The following is a 17,024-nucleotide window of genomic DNA, read 5'->3' as shown; positions in this document are numbered from 1 at the left end:
GAAATTAGATCAGACATAAACGTAAGCGTATAGACACCTAGAGGACAACTTCAAGGCAGAATAGCATTTGTATAGAAATAGGAATTAACGAAATGCTGTACTCAAAACCAACCTTTCATTACTTCCACGGAGAGATGACACCATCACCTTCTACCCGCAGATATCTTCCACGCCAATAAATACGTTGTCCAAACGCACCCATAACCCAAACAATAAAACTGAGTGAGTCTCGTAACGGGATTATCCAAAGCCAACGTAAGAGTTTGGGACAGTTCATACTCAAAATACTTACTAGTACTTGCACATAACGAATAATAATCGTGGTAAAGCACACAGCTACTGCCCAACCAGCAAACCCCGACAGTAATAACAGGGGAATACAGTAAACAGTGCCGTAGCAGAACACCATAGCATAGTACTGTGCGCCGCGATTGTAACGAATAGTCCGCGCCCAGCGTAACTCTCGCGTAAACACCTGCTTCAAGTTTTCTCGACCAGTATCCCACTCTAGAATATAGGATGATAGTTCTACTTTATAACCTGCTTGAGCTGCTCTTTTGCCGAGATTATAGTCTGAACCAATGCGGTTGAGGTGCAACCCACCAAAATCAGCTAACGTAGATTTACGAGTAGCTATAGTTACTCCTATAGTAAAGCGTAGACCATCGTCAAGTCTACGAGCTATTAACAAACTAGGAATAAAATCAACACAACGACCAAAGGAAGCAACAGCAGCACCCAGATATTGGGGATTGTGCCCGATATAGGCACTGGTGACAACATCTACTTTCCCATCCAGCAAAGGAGTTACAACAGTGCGGATGTAGTCAGGATTTACTCGGATATCACCATCAGCAAAAATGATTACTTCATGTTGAGACTCTTCCAATAAATAACTCAGGTTGCTATCTTTATAGTTGACTCCTCGTGATTCTAAACCAATAAACAGTCTTACTGTGTCAGGGAAAGTTGCAACCAGCTTTTTTAGTAAGGGAACAGCAGAGTCTTTCGGATCTGTCACTCCAAACAGCACTTCATAATTCGGATAGTTTTGCTTACACAGCGATGACCAATTTTCCCATGCTCCCTCATCTAATCCACTCACCGATACCATAATTGAGACTGGTAGATCTTGGTTATTGGGAATCTGCTTTTGGGTAGATGCAAAAAACTGATGTGTACAAAAGGCACATGATATGTAAAATACCACTGAGCCTAGCATCAGCGTTAGGAATATAATTTCTAAGTTAATAATCATTTTGAGTTGCTTTTGAATACATAGCCCAGAAAAAGTAAGCTTTTCTTGATCTAGCTTCTAATTTCAGATTAACTCTCTAATACCCAAGAACATCCTCAAAAATGCCGAATTCCGCAAGGGCAAGCGATCGCATATATCATTGCTCGCCTTGTAGAAACCGTTAAACTCCGTTAAAGTAACATGTAAAAGTAATATGTCTGGTGAACCTTTATCTAAGTTGTGAAAATTATGCCTTTAGATAATGGTCAAAACAAACAACAAGCAAACGTCGGGAAAGTTTTGCTCATTGGAGTCACAGGTGGCACAGGCACAAATGTGGTTAAGGGATTTCTTGAACAAGGAGTTAATAATTTGCGTGCCATCACCAGGAAAATCGACCTCAGCCGCCCCTCATTATTAAAAATGAGCAATGCAGGAGTCGAGCTTATAGAGGCTAACTTAGATGATGAGGACTCTATTTCACCAGCCTTTGCAGATATTTCGGCTGTCTACTGTCATGCTACCACTGCTGATGCCGCAAAACCTGATCCCCGAGAAGTAGAAAGAGCAAAGCGAGTTGCCCAAGTTGCTAAGCAAGCTAACATTAAACATTTCGTGTATAACTCCGCAGGAGGAGCAGATAGAAAATCCGGAATTCCTCACATCGATCAAAAATACAAAGTAGAACAAGTTCTCAAAGCGGCAGGCCTACCAACAACCATGTTACGAGCCTGCTTGTTTATGGAAGAGTTTTGGAAGCAGTATACACGACCATCTATCCTCAAAGGAGTATTTCCATTTTCCATTCAGCCAGATAAACCCATACATTTAGTTACGACTAAAGATATGGGTCGAGTCGCAGCTTATGTGATCAAAAATCCTTCTGAGTACATAGGTCAAGAGATAGAACTTGCTGGTGATGTGCTGACGCCTCAGCAGATGGCGGCAGAATTTTCCAAAGTGCAGGGAATGACCGTTGTTCACAAGGAAGTAGCACCGTGGATTTTCTTGCTGCTTTTGCGAAAAGACCTGTTTGATTTAATTCAATGGTATCGTCACAAAGGTTATCAAGCTGATGTTGAGCGCTTACGAGCAGAGTTTCCTGGACTTTTAACTACATTTGGTGAATTCTTAGAAGAAACTAACTGGGCAAACTCAGAACTTACCTACGAGAGTTTGTGAAAACGAACTATGAAGCGAATTACAACTGAGGGAGTCAGACGATCGCCTTCTTGATTACGTAGAATCCTCACTGCTTCTGTTTTCCAGATGGCGATCGTACAATTAGTTCCAAATCAATTTTCAGGATATCTAGCTCACTTTGAAGCTAACTCTTTGCTAACATTCAAGCTTGTTAATTTAATAATGCGTCATACTCATCATGAGTACCTAACCAAAACCAGTAATAATCATCTCCCTTTTTTAAAGCCAAAGCACGATATCCACCAGTGACACGGACAGACCAAAGATTTTTGCCAACTTTTTTAAAGTGCAAAGACATGTGAGATTGATTTTCTTGCCAAAGTTGATATGCTTTTGTTGCTTGCTCCCTCACATCCTCCGGTAGTCGGGCATAAGCTTCCCAAAAATCAGGAGTTGTTAAAGATTTCATCTATATCTTGCACTTGGTTTGCTGCAATATCAGCTTCAGCTTTCGCAATTAGTCGATCTAATTTTCCTGATGCCCAGTCAGTTTCGATTTGCTGATCCCATATTTGTTCCAAATATTCTTCCAGCCAAGCAGCTAGTTGACGAATATCATTTTCTGGTAGTTGTTTGATAGCAGCTTCGATCTCTGGCAAAGTACCCATATCTGAGTCGATACCTCAATACATTTTCTCATTTTATCGTGTAGTACAACTACACAAATATTTCTACTAGTTCAGGTTGGTCTTGCCAAACATCAAATAATAGGTTGAGTTTGGAGAGCCTTTCTTCATCACTTAAAGTTTGTGAATCTTCAGTTATTTGCTTTGAAGAAATTACAAATTCAATGAGAATTTCTGTACCATCAGGAATATCATTAATTTGTTCTAAGAGTTCAATAGTTTGACCGCGTTTGATACCTTTAATTTTCATTTGATATGTACTCATTTTTTGCAAATTGCAGATCAAATTAACACTCGTGCTTCAAAATAATTTTATAGGATCTATTTGGGCAAGAGGTCTACATGAGATATTGCACCAGGCGATTTCTAATCGCCTGGGCTAGATGCAAGCTCTCAATCTACTAAATTAATACTCTAGTACCAGGCGGATCTACTTGACACAACCGAATAAATGTGCATTCCCACACTAGACGCGGCTGGGCATAACAAAGTAAAGATTTACGAGCTTGTTCTAATAGTTTGATTATTTGGGGTTGATGCCACTGGAGCCAATAAGACTGCTGGAGATAATCGACTAGCCATAGTTGTGCTTCTGTATCGAGAGCTTTATCTATATCTCTGGCTAACTCTAAGGCTTGGCGATAGTTTTGTGGTACTTTGGTGACAGCTTGGAGTAGTTCTGAAGGAATGGCTTGTAGTTGTTGATAAGCAGCGATCGCTTCCCCAGGGCTACCACCAGCAATACTCAACACCGCAGGATGTTGGAGAATTTCCTCATGACCCGTACGTGTTAATATCTCAGCCATTGTGGCTGTGTCTAAGCGATAAAAGGGAATACGTTGGCAGCGTGACACCAAGGTCGGTAAGATTGACTCTGGTGAAGGAGCAATTAATATCAGTGTTGCCTGTCCTGGTTCTTCTAAAGTTTTCAGTAGGGCATTTGCAGCGGCTTCTGCCATTGTTTCTGCCTGTTCCACCACCACCACATGCCTTGGTGCTTCCAAAGGTGGACGAGAGAGAAATTCGGTAATCTCACGAATTTGTTCTAGGCGAATTACTGGTGGTGCTTTGCGCTTGAGTCCTTTGGCGGCTGCTTCTGCGGCGGTGAGGCGCTGTCCTTGATACTGGTAGGTTGGCTGTAGCCACAGGACATCGGGATGGTTATCTTTTTGCAGTTTAGTACGGACAACATCTGTATTGTCATGAGCATCGGTAAACAATAACTCTATAAAGCACCGTGCTGCTAAACTGCGTCCTACACCATCCGCCCCAACAAACAAATAAGCTGGTGCTACTCGATTGCTTTTTACAGCTTGCGTCAGTAATTGTACTCCTTGTGGTTGTCCGATGAGTGAGGAAAATGTCATTAATTTTAGTTGTTGGTTGTTAGTGGGTAGAGACACGAGGAACATCACGTCTGTACACTACTAGTTAGTGGTTAGTGGTTGGTTGTTCACTTTTCATACTCCTCACACTCCCCACACTCCCCATCACCCCACCCTTCTCGATTTGTAAAGATTACATGGTGATATAACAAAGTGATGCGATCGCTCTGGGCGGTTGTTGTAATTCCTCATACATTAAGAAGAAGAGCCTGTTTGCATAGGTAGACCTGATCATGAAACGACGTTGGAAGTCATTATTCCTGGCCGTGAGTTGGGTAATGCTAGCTATTGGGACATCTATTTTAATTATCCTGACACAACCGCTAGCACCCACTCCTGCCCAAGAGCCTACTGTTGTAATTGAAACTCCCAAACCTACGCCGACACCAGAAACAAGTGAGGACAAAAAGCCAGACTCAGCAGTAGCAGAACCAGCACCCACTCCCGAAGAAATTGCCCGTCGGCAAAAATTGATCGAAGCAGACAAGCTATATTTGGCGGGAGAGTACGCAGCAGCCGAGAAAATATATCGCGAGGTGAAAAAACCATTTGCACAAACATCTCACACACTACAAATTAAACCAGCAATCGCTGATGTCAATCAACTGTCTCCAGCAGGCAAGGTATACTGGCGAGAGGTACAAGCTGGTATTGTCAGTAAGCTGCAAACTAGAATTTTTGTTCCCCTAGAACTTTTAGTTCAGCAGTATCCAGAGTTTATTCCTGGTCAAATTAAATACTCTGAACTACTGCAAGAATACGGTGACAAAAAAAAAGCATTAGAGGTTTTAGAACGGGCTGTAACACTTTATCCAAACCAAGCAGATTTAATTAAAGCAAAAGTTACAACCCTAGCAAGTAACAAAAAATGGATGGAGGCATCTATAGCAGCACGACAATTTGCAATTCTCAATCCTAATCACCCCCAAGTAGCTGAATTTAATAAACTAGCAGAAGAAAATCTCAAACGTTATAAATCTCATATTCGAGCAAAGGTCAGGGGTAACACGATCGCTAATATTATTACTGGTGCTTTAGGATATGCTCTGACTGGTAGCCTTGTTGGACCATTTTCTGCCCTAGATTCTACAATATTATTGCTCCAGGGCGAAAAGGCTGTGGGTGATTCGGTAGCAAAACAAGCAAAAAAACAACTACCTTTAGTTAAAGACCCACAACTTGTAGCATACGTTAATTCTATCGGGCAAAAACTGGCAAAAGTCGGCGGACGCGATGAATTTAAGTACGAGTTCTTTATGATTCCGGAAGAATCCCTCAATGCCTTTGCCCTACCCGGTGGTAAAATTTTCGTTCACGCTGGTGCGATCGCCAAAACCAATTCCGAAGCAGAATTAGCTGGGTTACTTGGTCATGAATTATCCCACGTCCTGCTTTCTCACGGTTTCCAATTAATCACCCAAGGGAATCTCATCGGCAACCTCACTCAGTATCTTCCCTTTGGCGGTACTATCGGACAGCTATTTTCACTAACTTACAGCCGTGACATGGAACGTCAAGCAGATACTCTGGGTACGCGTCTGATTGTTAGTAGTGGTTACGCTGCTGATGGTGTGTATAACTTGATGAACACCCTCAAAGAACAACAAAAATATTCTCCTCCTAGTTGGTTATCATCTCACCCAGGCAGCAAAGAGCGAGTGGAATATCTACAAGAATTGATTACAACCAACAACTACAATCGTTATGCCTACGAAGGTGTAGCCCAACATCTGGAAATGCAAGCCAAAGCCAAGCAGATCCTCAAAGAAAAAAAAGAACATAAAAGGGAACAGGAAACAGGGAATAGACAATAGGGAACGGGGAACAGCCCCCTTAAAAAAGGAGCAATAAATTTTACTCCCTCTCCACCTCCTCAAGGAGGTGGGTAGTTTACTTTACAAATGCCATAGTTGACATAATTGATTGTCTGTAACAGACAAGTCATTATTGCAGATAAATAGCTAAAGTTAAAAAAGACAGTTATTTATTCCCTTACAACTGCAAAAATAAAATTCTTTGTGTCCTTTGTGTCCTTTGTGTCCTTTGTGGTTCGTTAATAAAACATGACTTCCATATTGCCCCTACCAGATCCTCATCAAAGTAATGCATCTAATTGGGAAAAAGAACTAGATAACGCTATTTTTAGCTTTGAAGATATTCAGGCAGAACTGAACTACAAACAAGCACAAACAGCGCTGCGGAATTTAGTAGCCAATCTAGACCTTTCTTTGGAAGAACAAGCAGGATTAGAAGCACAAATTAATGATTTAGAAACCATGCTCAACAAACTGGACAGCATGGTAGTACATATAGCTGCCTTCGGAATGGTAGGGCGGGGTAAATCTTCTTTATTAAATGCTTTGGTAGGGCAAGCTGTATTTGAAACCGGGCCTTTACACGGTGTGACTCGCAATGCCCAAAGAGTAAACTGGAGTATCACCGAAGAAACTGTTGGCGACACAGAACGGGCCTTACGAGTCACCCTCTCTGGAACTGGTCAGTCGCGAGTAGAATTAATTGATACACCAGGGCTGGACGAAGTGGATGGTGACACCCGCGCTGCTTTAGCAGAACAAATAGCCAAACAAGCAGATTTAATTTTGTTTGTGATTTCTGGTGATATGACCAAAGTTGAACACGAAGCCCTTTCTCAGTTGCGGGAAGCAGGTAAACCGATGTTGCTGGTGTTCAACAAAGTAGATCAGTATCCAGAAGCAGACCGGATGGCAATTTACCACAAAATCCGTGATGAACGGGTACGGGAATTACTCTCACCAGATGAAATTGTCATGGCAGCAGCATCTCCACTAGTACGGACAGTAATTCGTCGTCCTGACGGTAGTAGGGGTGTGCAGATGCGCCAAGGTAATGCCCGAGTGGAAGAATTGAAGCTGAAAATTTTGGAAATTTTACAGCGAGAAGGTAAAGCCTTGGTTGCTCTCAATTCCATGCTTTATGCGGACAATGTGAATGAACAATTGGTCAAGCGTAAACTCATGATTCGAGAGAATGCTGCTAATCAATTGATTTGGAAAGCTGTGATCACAAAAGCAGCTGCGATCGCACTTAATCCTTTAACAGTAGTGGATATTTTGAGTGGTGCGGCAGTAGATGTTGCCTTAATCCTGGGTTTATCTAAACTCTACGGTATTCCGATGACTGAACCAGGAGCCGTAAAATTACTACAGAGAATTGCCTTAAGTATGGGTGGGATCGGTGCAAGTGAATTATTAGCCAATCTTGGTTTAAGTTCACTCAAAACTTTACTTGGTATTTCTGCACCCATCACAGGTGGCGCATCCCTCGCACCTTATGTATCGGTAGCACTGACACAAGCAGGTGTAGCTGGTGTTTCTTCCTATGGAATTGGGCAAGTTACCAAAGCTTATTTAGCTAATGGGGCAACTTGGGGTCCAGATGGACCCAAAGTGGTAATTAATAAAATTTTGGCAACCCTAGATGAAGAATCGATTCTGAATCGGATTAAAGAAGAATTGCGGGCTAAAATCAAGCGATTTTAGATTTATGCCTGATGTGAATTAAAACTTCTCATCTCAGGTTTAGCTTCTCACCGCCATAATATTATAGATATAGAATTAAATTCAAATTAATTCCAATCTTGTTCTTCTTTCTTAGAGCGACTTTTGTAAATGCCGCCAATAGCATGAATGGCACGAGTTTTCTCAAATAGCTCTACTTCAGTTAGACCCCACTGTTGTAATATTTTATCTAAGTCGCTTTGAATGTCTCTAGCACCGGGAAAGCCGTGATAACGAATTCGCAGCCTAGCCAATTCAGCCAAGTTATATTCTGTCGCCTCACCAGCTAGTAGACTATCCACAATCGAGCGATCGCGATTATATAAAGGATGTTGTTGGTCTTTGGTCATTGGTCAAGAGTCAATTGTCATTAGTTATTGGTCAAAAGTCATTGGTCAAAAGTTACTATTTATTCTCCCCACACTTCCCACACTTCTCACACTCCCCACACTCTCCTTTCCCATGTCCTCCTTGTCCTCCTTGTCTCCCCTATCCCCCCCTCCCCTATCCCTAAAAGACGGCTACCCTACCTAAAATCTTACGGCTCTCCCCACTGCCGTTAAACTTTAAATAAAGATACATTGTCTTTAAGAAAAGTAGACAAAAGTTCAGGTGAGGGTGAAAGTGATTTTACCCAAAGCCCAAGCAGCAAGGGAGCAAAACCCGTTATGTTTGAACATTTCACTTCCGAAGCTATTAAAGTAGTTATGCTCGCTCAGGAGGAGGCCAGAAGACTGGGTCACAACTTCGTTGGAACTGAACAAATTCTCCTGGGTTTGCTGGGAGAAGGAAATGGGGTTGCTGCCAAAGTGCTGACCGAATTGGGCGTTACTCTCAAAGAAGCACGTCGCGAAGTCGAAAGAATTATTGGTCGGGGTTCTGGCTACTTACCACCAGAAATTCCTTTTACCCCGAAGGTAAAAACCTTATTTGAGCAGTCGTTCAAAGAAGCTCGTAGTTTAGGACATAACTATATTGGTACTGAACACTTACTGTTAGGATTAACTGAGGCTGGGGAAGGAGTCGCAGCTAAAGTCCTACAAAATTTGGGGGTTGACCTCAACAATATCCGCACTACAGTTATTCGTCTGTTGGGTGAAGTGACACCCACGACTGTAGGTGGAGGTGGTAGTAGCAGTCCTAGAAGAAACCAAACTTTGACTTTAGAAGAGTTTGGTAGAAATCTCACCAAACTGGCACAAGAAGGTAAACTCGACCCTGTAGTTGGTCGTGAGAAAGAAATTGAACGTGCTATCCAGATTCTTGGTCGTCGCACGAAAAACAACCCGGTATTGATCGGTGAGCCAGGAGTTGGTAAAACTGCGATCGCTGAAGGTTTAGCACAACGCATTCACAACCAAGATGTCCCCGATATTTTGCAAGATAAGCAAGTTATTAGTCTTGATATGGGGTTACTGGTAGCTGGTACTCGCTTCCGTGGCGATTTTGAAGAACGCCTCAAGAAAATCATGGATGAAATTCGCTCTGAGCGTAATATCATCCTGGTAATCGATGAGATTCACACCCTCGTTGGTGCTGGTGGTGTAGAAGGTGGTATGGATGCTGCCAATATCCTCAAGCCGGCATTAGCCAAGGGTGAACTCCAGTGCATTGGTGCAACTACCCTCGATGAGTATCGTCAGCATATTGAACGCGATGCTGCGCTAGAACGGCGTTTCCAACCGATCATGGTTGGTGAACCCTCAGTAGAAGATACAATTGTGATTCTCCAAGGCTTGCGTTCAGTTTACGAACAACACCACAGAGTGCAAATTACTGACGAAGCATTGGTTGCAGCCGCTAATTTGTCTGACCGCTATATTAGCGATCGCTTCTTGCCAGATAAAGCAATTGACTTGATTGATGAAGCTGGTAGCCGTGTGCGTTTGCGGAGTTCGATGGTGAGTGCCAATCGCGAAATTAAGCGAGAATTGGCTACTGTAACTAAAACTAAAGACGAAGCCGTCAGAGCACAAGACTTTGACAAAGCTGGTGAATTGCGCGATCGCGAGTTGGAACTGGAAGCTAAATTAGCAGATAAACAAAATAACAAATCTGTCAACCCCCTGGTTGTCAGCGAAGAAGACATTGCTCAAATCGTCGCTGCGTGGACTGGTGTACCAGTCAACAAGTTGACCGAATCTGAGTCGGAGATGTTGCTGCACTTAGAAGACACCCTGCATCAGCGTCTCATCGGTCAAGAACAAGCAGTCACGGCTGTATCCCGTGCTATCCGTCGCGCCCGTGTCGGCTTGAAAAATCCCAATCGACCGATCGCTAGCTTTATCTTCTCTGGCCCTACCGGAGTTGGTAAGACTGAATTAGCAAAGTCTTTGGCAGCTTACTTCTTCGGTTCCGAAGAAGCAATGATTCGCCTGGATATGTCAGAGTTCATGGAACGTCACACCGTTTCCAAGCTGATTGGTTCACCTCCTGGTTACGTAGGCTACGACGAAGGCGGACAATTGACCGAAGCAGTCCGGCGCAGACCATACACAGTGTTGCTATTCGATGAAATCGAGAAAGCACACCCCGATGTCTTCAACATGCTGCTGCAAATTTTGGATGACGGTCATCTCACCGATGCCAAAGGTCGGAAAGTAGACTTTAAGAATACTCTGATTATCTTGACTTCTAACATCGGTTCACGAGTCATTGAAAAAGGTGGTGGCGGTTTAGGCTTCCAGTTCAGCGAGGACGAAGCCGAAGCAAGTTACAACCGCATTCGTAACTTGGTAAACGAAGAACTGAAAAACTACTTCCGTCCCGAGTTCCTCAACCGTCTTGATGAAATTATCGTCTTCACCCAACTCAAGAAGGAGGAAGTCAAGCAAATTGCTGAGATCATGCTCAAAGAAGTTGCTGGCCGCTTAACTGAAAAAGGCATAACTTTAGAGGTGAGCGATCGCTTCAAAGAGCGTGTACTTCAAGAAGGCTACAACCCCAGCTACGGTGCTAGACCGTTACGTCGGGCAATTATGCGCCTCTTAGAAGATTCTCTGGCAGAAGCATTGTTGTCTGGACAAATTGCGGAAGGTGATACAGCCGTTGTTGATGTTGACGATGACGGTCAAGTGAGAGTCAACAAATCAGAAACCAGAGAGTTAATGTTAGCGAATGTGGGCTAATATTTATACGTTCATATTGTTCCGCTAAGATTGTTGAAAAAGAGTGTCGCTCCTATGTAGCCTAAAGAAGCGACGTATCTAAGCCTCTAGCAACATGGGGTGAAATGGTGATTTTTAAAACCCCTGGTCATAATACCGGGGGTTTTTTATATGATTCTTTCGTTTGTGGGTATTGCCCACTCACCCACAAAAGAATATTATTTGCTGATACCAAATTGTCTTTAAAAACCTCACCCCGCCTTTGGCACCCCTCTGGTGAACTCGCAGAGAGGAGATGGGGGTGAGGTAATATCTATGAATACAACTCAGTATGAGGTATACAGTTGTACTATGATTGAAAATCAAAATTTCCATTTAATTAAAGAAACTGCCAGTGCCGATGATAGAGGTAGATTAACTCTGGGTGCTGTTGCCAAAACAAAGAGTTACCGAGTCTTAATTAATGAAGTTGGGCAAATTTTGCTAGATCCAGTTGTTAATTTTCCAGAAAGAGAACTTTGGATATGGCAAAATTCTGTTGCTCGTAATTCCCTAGAACTTGGTATCAAACAAGCCTCTGGCGAACTTCATGATTTGGGTTCATTTGCTCAGTATGCAGATTTAGAGATTGAAGAATAGGTGTTGGGTAAATTTCCGTTTAGTATTTACGACTGAGGCAAAAGAAGCTTTAGCTAGGTTGCAAGAAACAGACTCTAAGAAGTACCAAAAAGTTTTAAAAACGCTAGGTTTGATGGAAGTAAACCTAAGATATCCTGGTTTAAATACTCATAAATATGAATCACTGTCAGGCCCGAATGGTGAAGAAATTTTTGAAGTTTATGTAGAAAGTAAAACACCTGGAGCTTTGCGAGTGTTTTGGTATTATGGGCCCGAACAAAGAGTTATAACTATTGTTGCTATTACGCCCCATTCTTAAGTCAAGTGAATGCGATCGCTGGACTAGGAAAAACTTGGAAGTCTTGCCATACAAAGGTTTTAAAATTACTGAACATTTTTGACATAGTTGCGGAATGTAAGTTGAAACAAGAAATTTCTCTGACTTTTCTCGTTATCTTCTTGGTGAAGCGATCGCTTACTAATACCAATTCACTAAAATCATGAAACAGATCTAAACCCTGAAAGACTACTGCATCTAATACCGATTCAAAAAATGTTTGCAACACATTTGAGAATATGAGAATATGAGACGCGATAAATCGCGTCTCATATTCTACAATTTGTGCCGACTTACTAAATACTGTTTTATGATATATGTACACAAACATGTACATAAGCTGATGTTGTCCTACAAAATCACATCCCCAACCGATGCGAGAAATGACTTTTTTAAGTTGTTAGACCTAGTAGTAGAAAATCATCGAGTGTATATTATTAACCGCCGTGGTGGTGAAAATGTCGCCTTGATTGCTGAGTCAGACTTGGTAAGTTTAGTTGAGACTGTTTATCTTTTGCGTTCTCCTGCTAATGCTCATCGTTTACTGGATGCAATAGAGGAATCAAAAACTGGAAAGATTCAACCTCAAACTATCGCAGAACTTCAGCAGGAGTTGGGGATTGAACAAAAAGAAGAAAAAGAAAGCTGAAGCTGAGGAAATTAAGCCAGTTGTAGTTAATCGTAGTCCTGGTTTTAGTTCTAAATTCAAAGAAGATTTAGCTTGGTGGTTCAAGCAAGATTTTCAGAAAGGATCGAATATATTGGATTTGGTAACGGCTGTCATGCAAGATCCTTTTGAGGGTATTGGAAAACCAGAACCATTGAAGTATATGGATGCAGAGATTTGGTCACGGCGAATCGATTTAGAACATCGGCTTGTCTATCGAGTCGGAAACACTCAGATTGATTTTCTTACTTGTCGCTATCACTACGAATAATGTATTTGTGTGCGATCGCCTATTTTTTCTTATCCCTTGCTGAAATTACTGCAAAGTAGACTCATTGATTAACACCTCTGGTAACTTCTCATCCTCAACAGAACTAATACTTCCAGGGAACTCAGCAAAACCATTGATCGCATCTTTGATAAAACCAGCTAAAGGAACAGCAAGCAGTAACCCTAATAATCCGCCAACATAAGTCCCGATTAGTAAAGAGATGATCACCCAGATGGGTCTAAGACCAGTAAAACTACCTAAAATGCGGGGTGCGATCGCTTGGTCAACTAACTGATCAAGAATCAGGGATAGAACTAAAACTTTGATAGCTAACCAAATGTCGTGGGTTGCGAGTATAAAAGCGATAATAAAATAACTAACAATATCACCAAAAGGAACTAAGCTCAAAATTCCCACACCCAAACCAAATACTAAACCAAATCGCAGTTTCAGGATTAAAAATAAGATAGTTTCTGTTACTCCCAACATTAAAGCTAAAATCACCTGACCAATCAGAAAGTTCTGAAAATTCTTTTGAAGAGATTGCTGTATCTGCTGAGATAATTCAAAAGGTATTTTTGTAAATATTCCTTTCCAAATCCTTTCACCATCTATTAACATATATACTGTTAATACAATAGTGATTAAAGCTTCGGAAACACTATCAATAGTATCTCTAATAATACTAAATAGCTTATCTCCCGCTTGTTCTAATTCATTAGGCAAACTATTAATTGACTGAGTAAATATCTCACTGAAATTAATATTTAATCTGTGACTTGCTGCCCAATTGTTGAGAAATTGAAGTTTTTGTTCAGTAGTATCAATCCATTGTGGAACTGCTTTAGTCATTTCATTTAATTGTTGTAGAGCAATGGGTAACAAAGTAATACCCAAGCTGATCACAATTACTAACGTTAAAATCAAAACTAATAAAACTGCATATTTACGTTGCATTCCTCGTTGCTCAAGAATTGCAACAGGGTAGTCCAAAATAAATGCTAACAAAGTAGCCAAAACTAGAATAGTGACTATTGGTTGAAAATATTGAAACAATTTAAAAGCCAACCAACCATTGAGAAAAACTAATGGAAAGAGTAGCGTCAAAATCAACCATCTTAGTAGTTTATTTAGAGAAAGCATCATTTTCAATGAACCGTTGCGGGGGATAGAAGGGGTGGACATAGATAGATTTTTCATTTGTGAGCAGCTTGGAAACATATTTTTCTGCTGTGAGACTATACCTTTTCCCTGTTCCCTCCTAATGCAATAATTCCTCGACTTGATGTTGACTCCACAAAGTTCTATAAAGACCTGGTTGTTGTAATAATTCTGCTTGTGTCCCTGTTTGGACAATTTTGCCTTTATCCATGACAAAAATTCGATCAGCAACAGCTGCGGCTGAAAGTTGGTGGGTAATAAAAATCACAGTTTTACGTTTCGTACCACCAGAAAGATTGTTCAAGATTGCTGTAGCTGTTTGATTGTCAACACTGGAGAGGGCATCATCTAAAATCAAAACTGGGGCATCAACTAGCATTGCCCTTGCTAAAGCTGTACGTTGTCGTTGACCGCCAGAAAGAGTAATACCACGTTCACCAACTATAGTTTCGTATTCCTGGGGAAAATTTAATATTTCTGGATGAATTTGTGCAGTTTTGGCAGCTAATTCTACTTCTTGCTGTTCTGCTAAGGGATCGCCATAGCGGATGTTATTTTTGACAGTGGTACTGAAAAGAAAACTATCTTGAGGAACGTAGGCGATCGCACTGCGTAAGTCTGCTAAGGCAATTTTAGTAATATCTACTCCATCTAAAAATAACTGTCCTTCGTCAATATCCAACAGACGAGGTAAAGCATTAGCTAAAGTTGATTTCCCTGAACCAATAGCCCCGACAATTGCGACAGTCTCTCCTGGGGCGATACTAAAGCTAACTCTATCTAAAGCGCGAGTGGAAGCACCAGGATAAATATAACAAAGGTTTTTTGCTGTCAATTTCCCTTGCACTTGCTCTATTGGTAAATGAATTACATCTGATTCGTCTTTAATTTTGGGTGTGACAGTCAAAATCGATTCAATGCGATCAACACTCACTTCACCCCGTTGGTAGGCGGTGATGGTGAATCCTAACAAAGCAGTGGGAAAAACCAAACGCTCTACATACAACAGCAGCGCGACAAAACTACCAACATCAAGGGTTCCAGAGGCGATGCGCGTTGCTCCCAGCAAGATGATGACAAGGGAGCTAATATTGGCTAATCCACCAACTAAGGGAAACAGTGTATTGCGGCTTTTTGCTAGTTTGAGGTTAGCTTGTAATAAATTCTGATTCTTTTGGGCGAAAGCACGCCGTTCGTTTTCTTCTTGGGCGTAGATTTTGATTAAGGCAATACCACTGATATCCTCTTGAATCAAATCGCTAATGTCAGAGAGTTGATTTTGCACTGCTAACTGTTGATTACGAAGGCGATCGCTAAACAGATGCACCAAATAAAACATCAAAGGATACACTGCTAACGCTGCCAGTGTCATGTCTACACTAATTGAGAGCATGACTGGTAATGTTAAAACATAAGCAAACACGGTATTTGCCAGGCTCAATACTGCAAAACCCAATAATCGCCTGACGTTATCTACATCACTAGTGGCACGACTAATCAAGTCACCAGCAGTGTTGGTAGTAAAATAAGATGGCTCTAGCTTCAGTAGGTGTTCAAAAATTCGTTGTTTGAGTTCAAATTCTACTTGACGTCCCACACCAAATATCCAGATGCGCGACGCCATCCGAATAAACCACATCGCTGAAGTCAGCAGGATAATTGGTATTACGTAATTGGATAACTGATTTAAGCTAAATGTGACTGAGAGTTTGTCAACTGCTGAGCGAATCAACAAAGGAATGTAAACACCTAGTCCATTGACAGTTAACAGAGCGACAATACCTAATGTCGCTTCCCGCCAGTGGGGACGCAGGTAAGTAGCAAGTACAGCAAGGCGTCGTGTTTTTGCCATTCCAGCAATTTGCAACGATTGTGATGGTAGAATACGCCAGTCAAAATCTGGCTATCGGTGAGATAGATCAGTGAAAACTGATAACTGATACCTGATAACTGAATTATTGTTAAATAAGGCCAGTCAGCTACAAATGTAGCATTGTGGCCTCTTGAATTGCAGTTTTATTTGCTTTATCGCTGACCACCACGCAAGAAAAAGTAAATTTGATTGAGATAACTTTCCCAAACTCTTGTTGTCAACGCCAATGTGTCCGCATTGGGTACAAAATCTTCCAATTGCAACCCACGTCTGCGAACTTCAGTTGGAGTTTGCAACAGATACGAGTTTAATTGCGCGTGTGAAAGAATGCTATCATCCACTACATCTGACACGTTCGCCACAGTGGAGTTTTGTTTAAATGCCACCAATGTTCCAGATGTCGGTGTTCCTAAAGCCAGATCTGGATTAGCAAATTTGGCGATCGGTGACTGAACTAAAAAATAGGCAACTGCTGGCGTACTAGCCAGCAGCAAAATCGTTAATGCCCAAGCGACATATAATCCTCCAGGCTTTGCGATTCCACCATCTTTTAAATTCTGGGCAGCAAAAATCATTAATAAAATTGATGCTCCTAAAGGTTTGAGTGGAAAGGATACTACTCTCCACAAAGAAGCAATGGCTGGTTCTGTAGGGTTAACAAATGACAGAAGTACAACAGCAGCCAAAATCACTAGAAATAATCGCCCTACAAAAGTTCCTTTCGGATAAAATCTCTGGAACAAAGAGACTAGAACCGCTAAAAGAAGCAGCCAAAGAAGAACCCGGCTTAGAAGTACAAACATAAGTGAACTCTCAAATCTTCTGGTGCGGTCAGCCTAGCATTTTTGGGCATTTGAGTTATTTTACCGTCAAATAGTAGTATATCGCACTGTTACTTGACCGAAAAATCCCTCAGCACGCCACTTCCCAAGGGCAGAGATATATCTCCGCACTAGGGGGTGACTCCCCCTCACACAAAGACCACCGTCGTAGTGATTTT

19 protein-coding genes are annotated in these 17,024 nt (G+C 41.7%); 8 read left to right on the top strand and 11 right to left on the bottom strand.

The features are described from left to right. Positions 1-118: 118 nt before the first annotated feature. The gene (locus tag RS893_RS28840; protein WP_315788988.1) at positions 119-1,114 is read right to left on the bottom strand and encodes a glycosyltransferase; all 996 of its coding nucleotides are present in this window, start codon (positions 1,112-1,114) and stop codon (positions 119-121) included. Between the two features lie 372 nt (positions 1,115-1,486). Here RS893_RS28840 and RS893_RS28835 point away from each other — a divergent pair, with 372 nt between their 5' ends. After that, positions 1,487-2,419, top strand: a complete 933-nt coding sequence (locus RS893_RS28835; RefSeq protein WP_315788987.1) for an NmrA/HSCARG family protein — start codon at positions 1,487-1,489, stop codon at positions 2,417-2,419. Here the strand turns inward: RS893_RS28835 and RS893_RS28830 are convergent. The 5 genes from RS893_RS28830 to holB form a co-directional block, all read right to left on the bottom strand. Further along, positions 2,404-2,490 carry a hypothetical protein gene (locus RS893_RS28830; protein WP_315792132.1) on the bottom strand — a complete coding sequence of 29 codons (87 nt, stop codon included), beginning with the start codon at positions 2,488-2,490 and terminating at the stop codon, positions 2,404-2,406. The two genes, RS893_RS28835 and RS893_RS28830, sit on opposite strands and share 16 nt — an antisense overlap. A gap of 101 nt (positions 2,491-2,591) precedes the next feature. Beyond that, entirely contained in the window at positions 2,592-2,849 is a 258-nt protein-coding gene (locus tag RS893_RS28825) for a hypothetical protein (protein WP_315788986.1), read from the bottom strand. Then, a complete protein-coding gene (locus RS893_RS28820; RefSeq protein WP_315788985.1) occupies positions 2,827-3,048 on the bottom strand; it encodes a hypothetical protein in 222 nt (73 codons plus the stop codon). Before RS893_RS28820 ends, RS893_RS28825 begins: the two co-directional genes overlap by 23 nt. Before the next feature lie 49 nt (positions 3,049-3,097). Beyond that, positions 3,098-3,316 carry a hypothetical protein gene (locus RS893_RS28815; RefSeq protein ID WP_315788984.1) on the bottom strand — a complete coding sequence of 73 codons (219 nt, stop codon included), beginning with the start codon at positions 3,314-3,316 and terminating at the stop codon, positions 3,098-3,100. A gap of 151 nt (positions 3,317-3,467) precedes the next feature. Beyond that, complete coding sequence (gene holB / locus RS893_RS28810) at positions 3,468-4,433, bottom strand: DNA polymerase III subunit delta' (RefSeq protein WP_315788983.1); 966 nt, start codon at positions 4,431-4,433, stop codon at positions 3,468-3,470. A 251-nt stretch (positions 4,434-4,684) separates the two neighbouring features. On the opposite strand from holB, the gene RS893_RS28805 reads away from it, so the two are divergent. Together RS893_RS28805 and RS893_RS28800 are read left to right on the top strand one after the other, a co-directional pair. Further along, entirely contained in the window at positions 4,685-6,265 is a 1,581-nt protein-coding gene (locus RS893_RS28805; protein ID WP_315788982.1) for a M48 family metallopeptidase, read from the top strand. A gap of 249 nt (positions 6,266-6,514) precedes the next feature. Continuing rightward, entirely contained in the window at positions 6,515-7,972 is a 1,458-nt protein-coding gene (locus RS893_RS28800; RefSeq protein ID WP_315788981.1) for a GTP-binding protein, read from the top strand. 86 nt (positions 7,973-8,058) lie between these two features. On the opposite strand, the gene RS893_RS28795 is transcribed toward RS893_RS28800, so the two are convergent. Then, positions 8,059-8,340 (bottom strand): DUF3288 family protein, encoded by a 282-nt coding sequence (locus tag RS893_RS28795; protein WP_315788980.1) that lies wholly within the window; start codon positions 8,338-8,340, stop codon positions 8,059-8,061. Between the two features lie 318 nt (positions 8,341-8,658). On the opposite strand from RS893_RS28795, the gene RS893_RS28790 reads away from it, so the two are divergent. The 3 genes from RS893_RS28790 (at position 8,659) to RS893_RS28780 (ending at position 12,034) form a co-directional block, all read left to right on the top strand. Then, positions 8,659-11,118 carry an ATP-dependent Clp protease ATP-binding subunit gene (locus RS893_RS28790; RefSeq protein ID WP_315788979.1) on the top strand — a complete coding sequence of 820 codons (2,460 nt, stop codon included), beginning with the start codon at positions 8,659-8,661 and terminating at the stop codon, positions 11,116-11,118. 294 nt (positions 11,119-11,412) lie between these two features. Then, positions 11,413-11,736, top strand: coding sequence for a hypothetical protein (locus RS893_RS28785; protein WP_315788978.1), 324 nt, complete (start codon positions 11,413-11,415; stop codon positions 11,734-11,736). Next, positions 11,726-12,034, top strand: coding sequence for a hypothetical protein (locus tag RS893_RS28780; protein WP_315788977.1), 309 nt, complete (start codon positions 11,726-11,728; stop codon positions 12,032-12,034). Before RS893_RS28785 ends, RS893_RS28780 begins: the two co-directional genes overlap by 11 nt. A gap of 1 nt (position 12,035) precedes the next feature. On the opposite strand, the gene RS893_RS28775 is transcribed toward RS893_RS28780, so the two are convergent. Further along, complete coding sequence (locus tag RS893_RS28775; protein ID WP_315788976.1) at positions 12,036-12,383, bottom strand: hypothetical protein; 348 nt, start codon at positions 12,381-12,383, stop codon at positions 12,036-12,038. Positions 12,384-12,395: 12 nt separating this feature from the next. Here RS893_RS28775 and RS893_RS28770 point away from each other — a divergent pair, with 12 nt between their 5' ends. Then, complete coding sequence (locus RS893_RS28770; protein ID WP_315788975.1) at positions 12,396-12,701, top strand: type II toxin-antitoxin system Phd/YefM family antitoxin; 306 nt, start codon at positions 12,396-12,398, stop codon at positions 12,699-12,701. Beyond that, positions 12,673-12,990, top strand: coding sequence for a Txe/YoeB family addiction module toxin (locus RS893_RS28765; RefSeq protein WP_315788974.1), 318 nt, complete (start codon positions 12,673-12,675; stop codon positions 12,988-12,990). The genes RS893_RS28770 and RS893_RS28765 overlap by 29 nt, the downstream gene beginning before the upstream one ends. Before the next feature lie 45 nt (positions 12,991-13,035). Here RS893_RS28765 and RS893_RS28760 read toward each other — a convergent pair whose 3' ends face one another. From RS893_RS28760 to RS893_RS28750, 3 genes are all read right to left on the bottom strand, one after another. Further along, positions 13,036-14,133 carry an AI-2E family transporter gene (locus RS893_RS28760; RefSeq protein WP_315792131.1) on the bottom strand — a complete coding sequence of 366 codons (1,098 nt, stop codon included), beginning with the start codon at positions 14,131-14,133 and terminating at the stop codon, positions 13,036-13,038. 118 nt (positions 14,134-14,251) lie between these two features. Continuing rightward, positions 14,252-16,003 carry an ABC transporter ATP-binding protein gene (locus tag RS893_RS28755; RefSeq protein ID WP_315788973.1) on the bottom strand — a complete coding sequence of 584 codons (1,752 nt, stop codon included), beginning with the start codon at positions 16,001-16,003 and terminating at the stop codon, positions 14,252-14,254. 173 nt (positions 16,004-16,176) lie between these two features. Beyond that, positions 16,177-16,827, bottom strand: coding sequence for a hypothetical protein (locus RS893_RS28750; protein WP_315788972.1), 651 nt, complete (start codon positions 16,825-16,827; stop codon positions 16,177-16,179). Positions 16,828-17,024 lie beyond the last annotated feature (197 nt).

The sequence above is a fragment of the Fischerella sp. JS2 genome, from assembly GCF_032393985.1.
In the GTDB taxonomy this organism is placed as follows: Bacteria; Cyanobacteriota; Cyanobacteriia; order Cyanobacteriales; family Nostocaceae; genus Fischerella.
The sequence above is the reverse complement of the archived record's forward strand: the minus strand, read 5'-3'. Positions and strand labels throughout refer to the sequence as shown.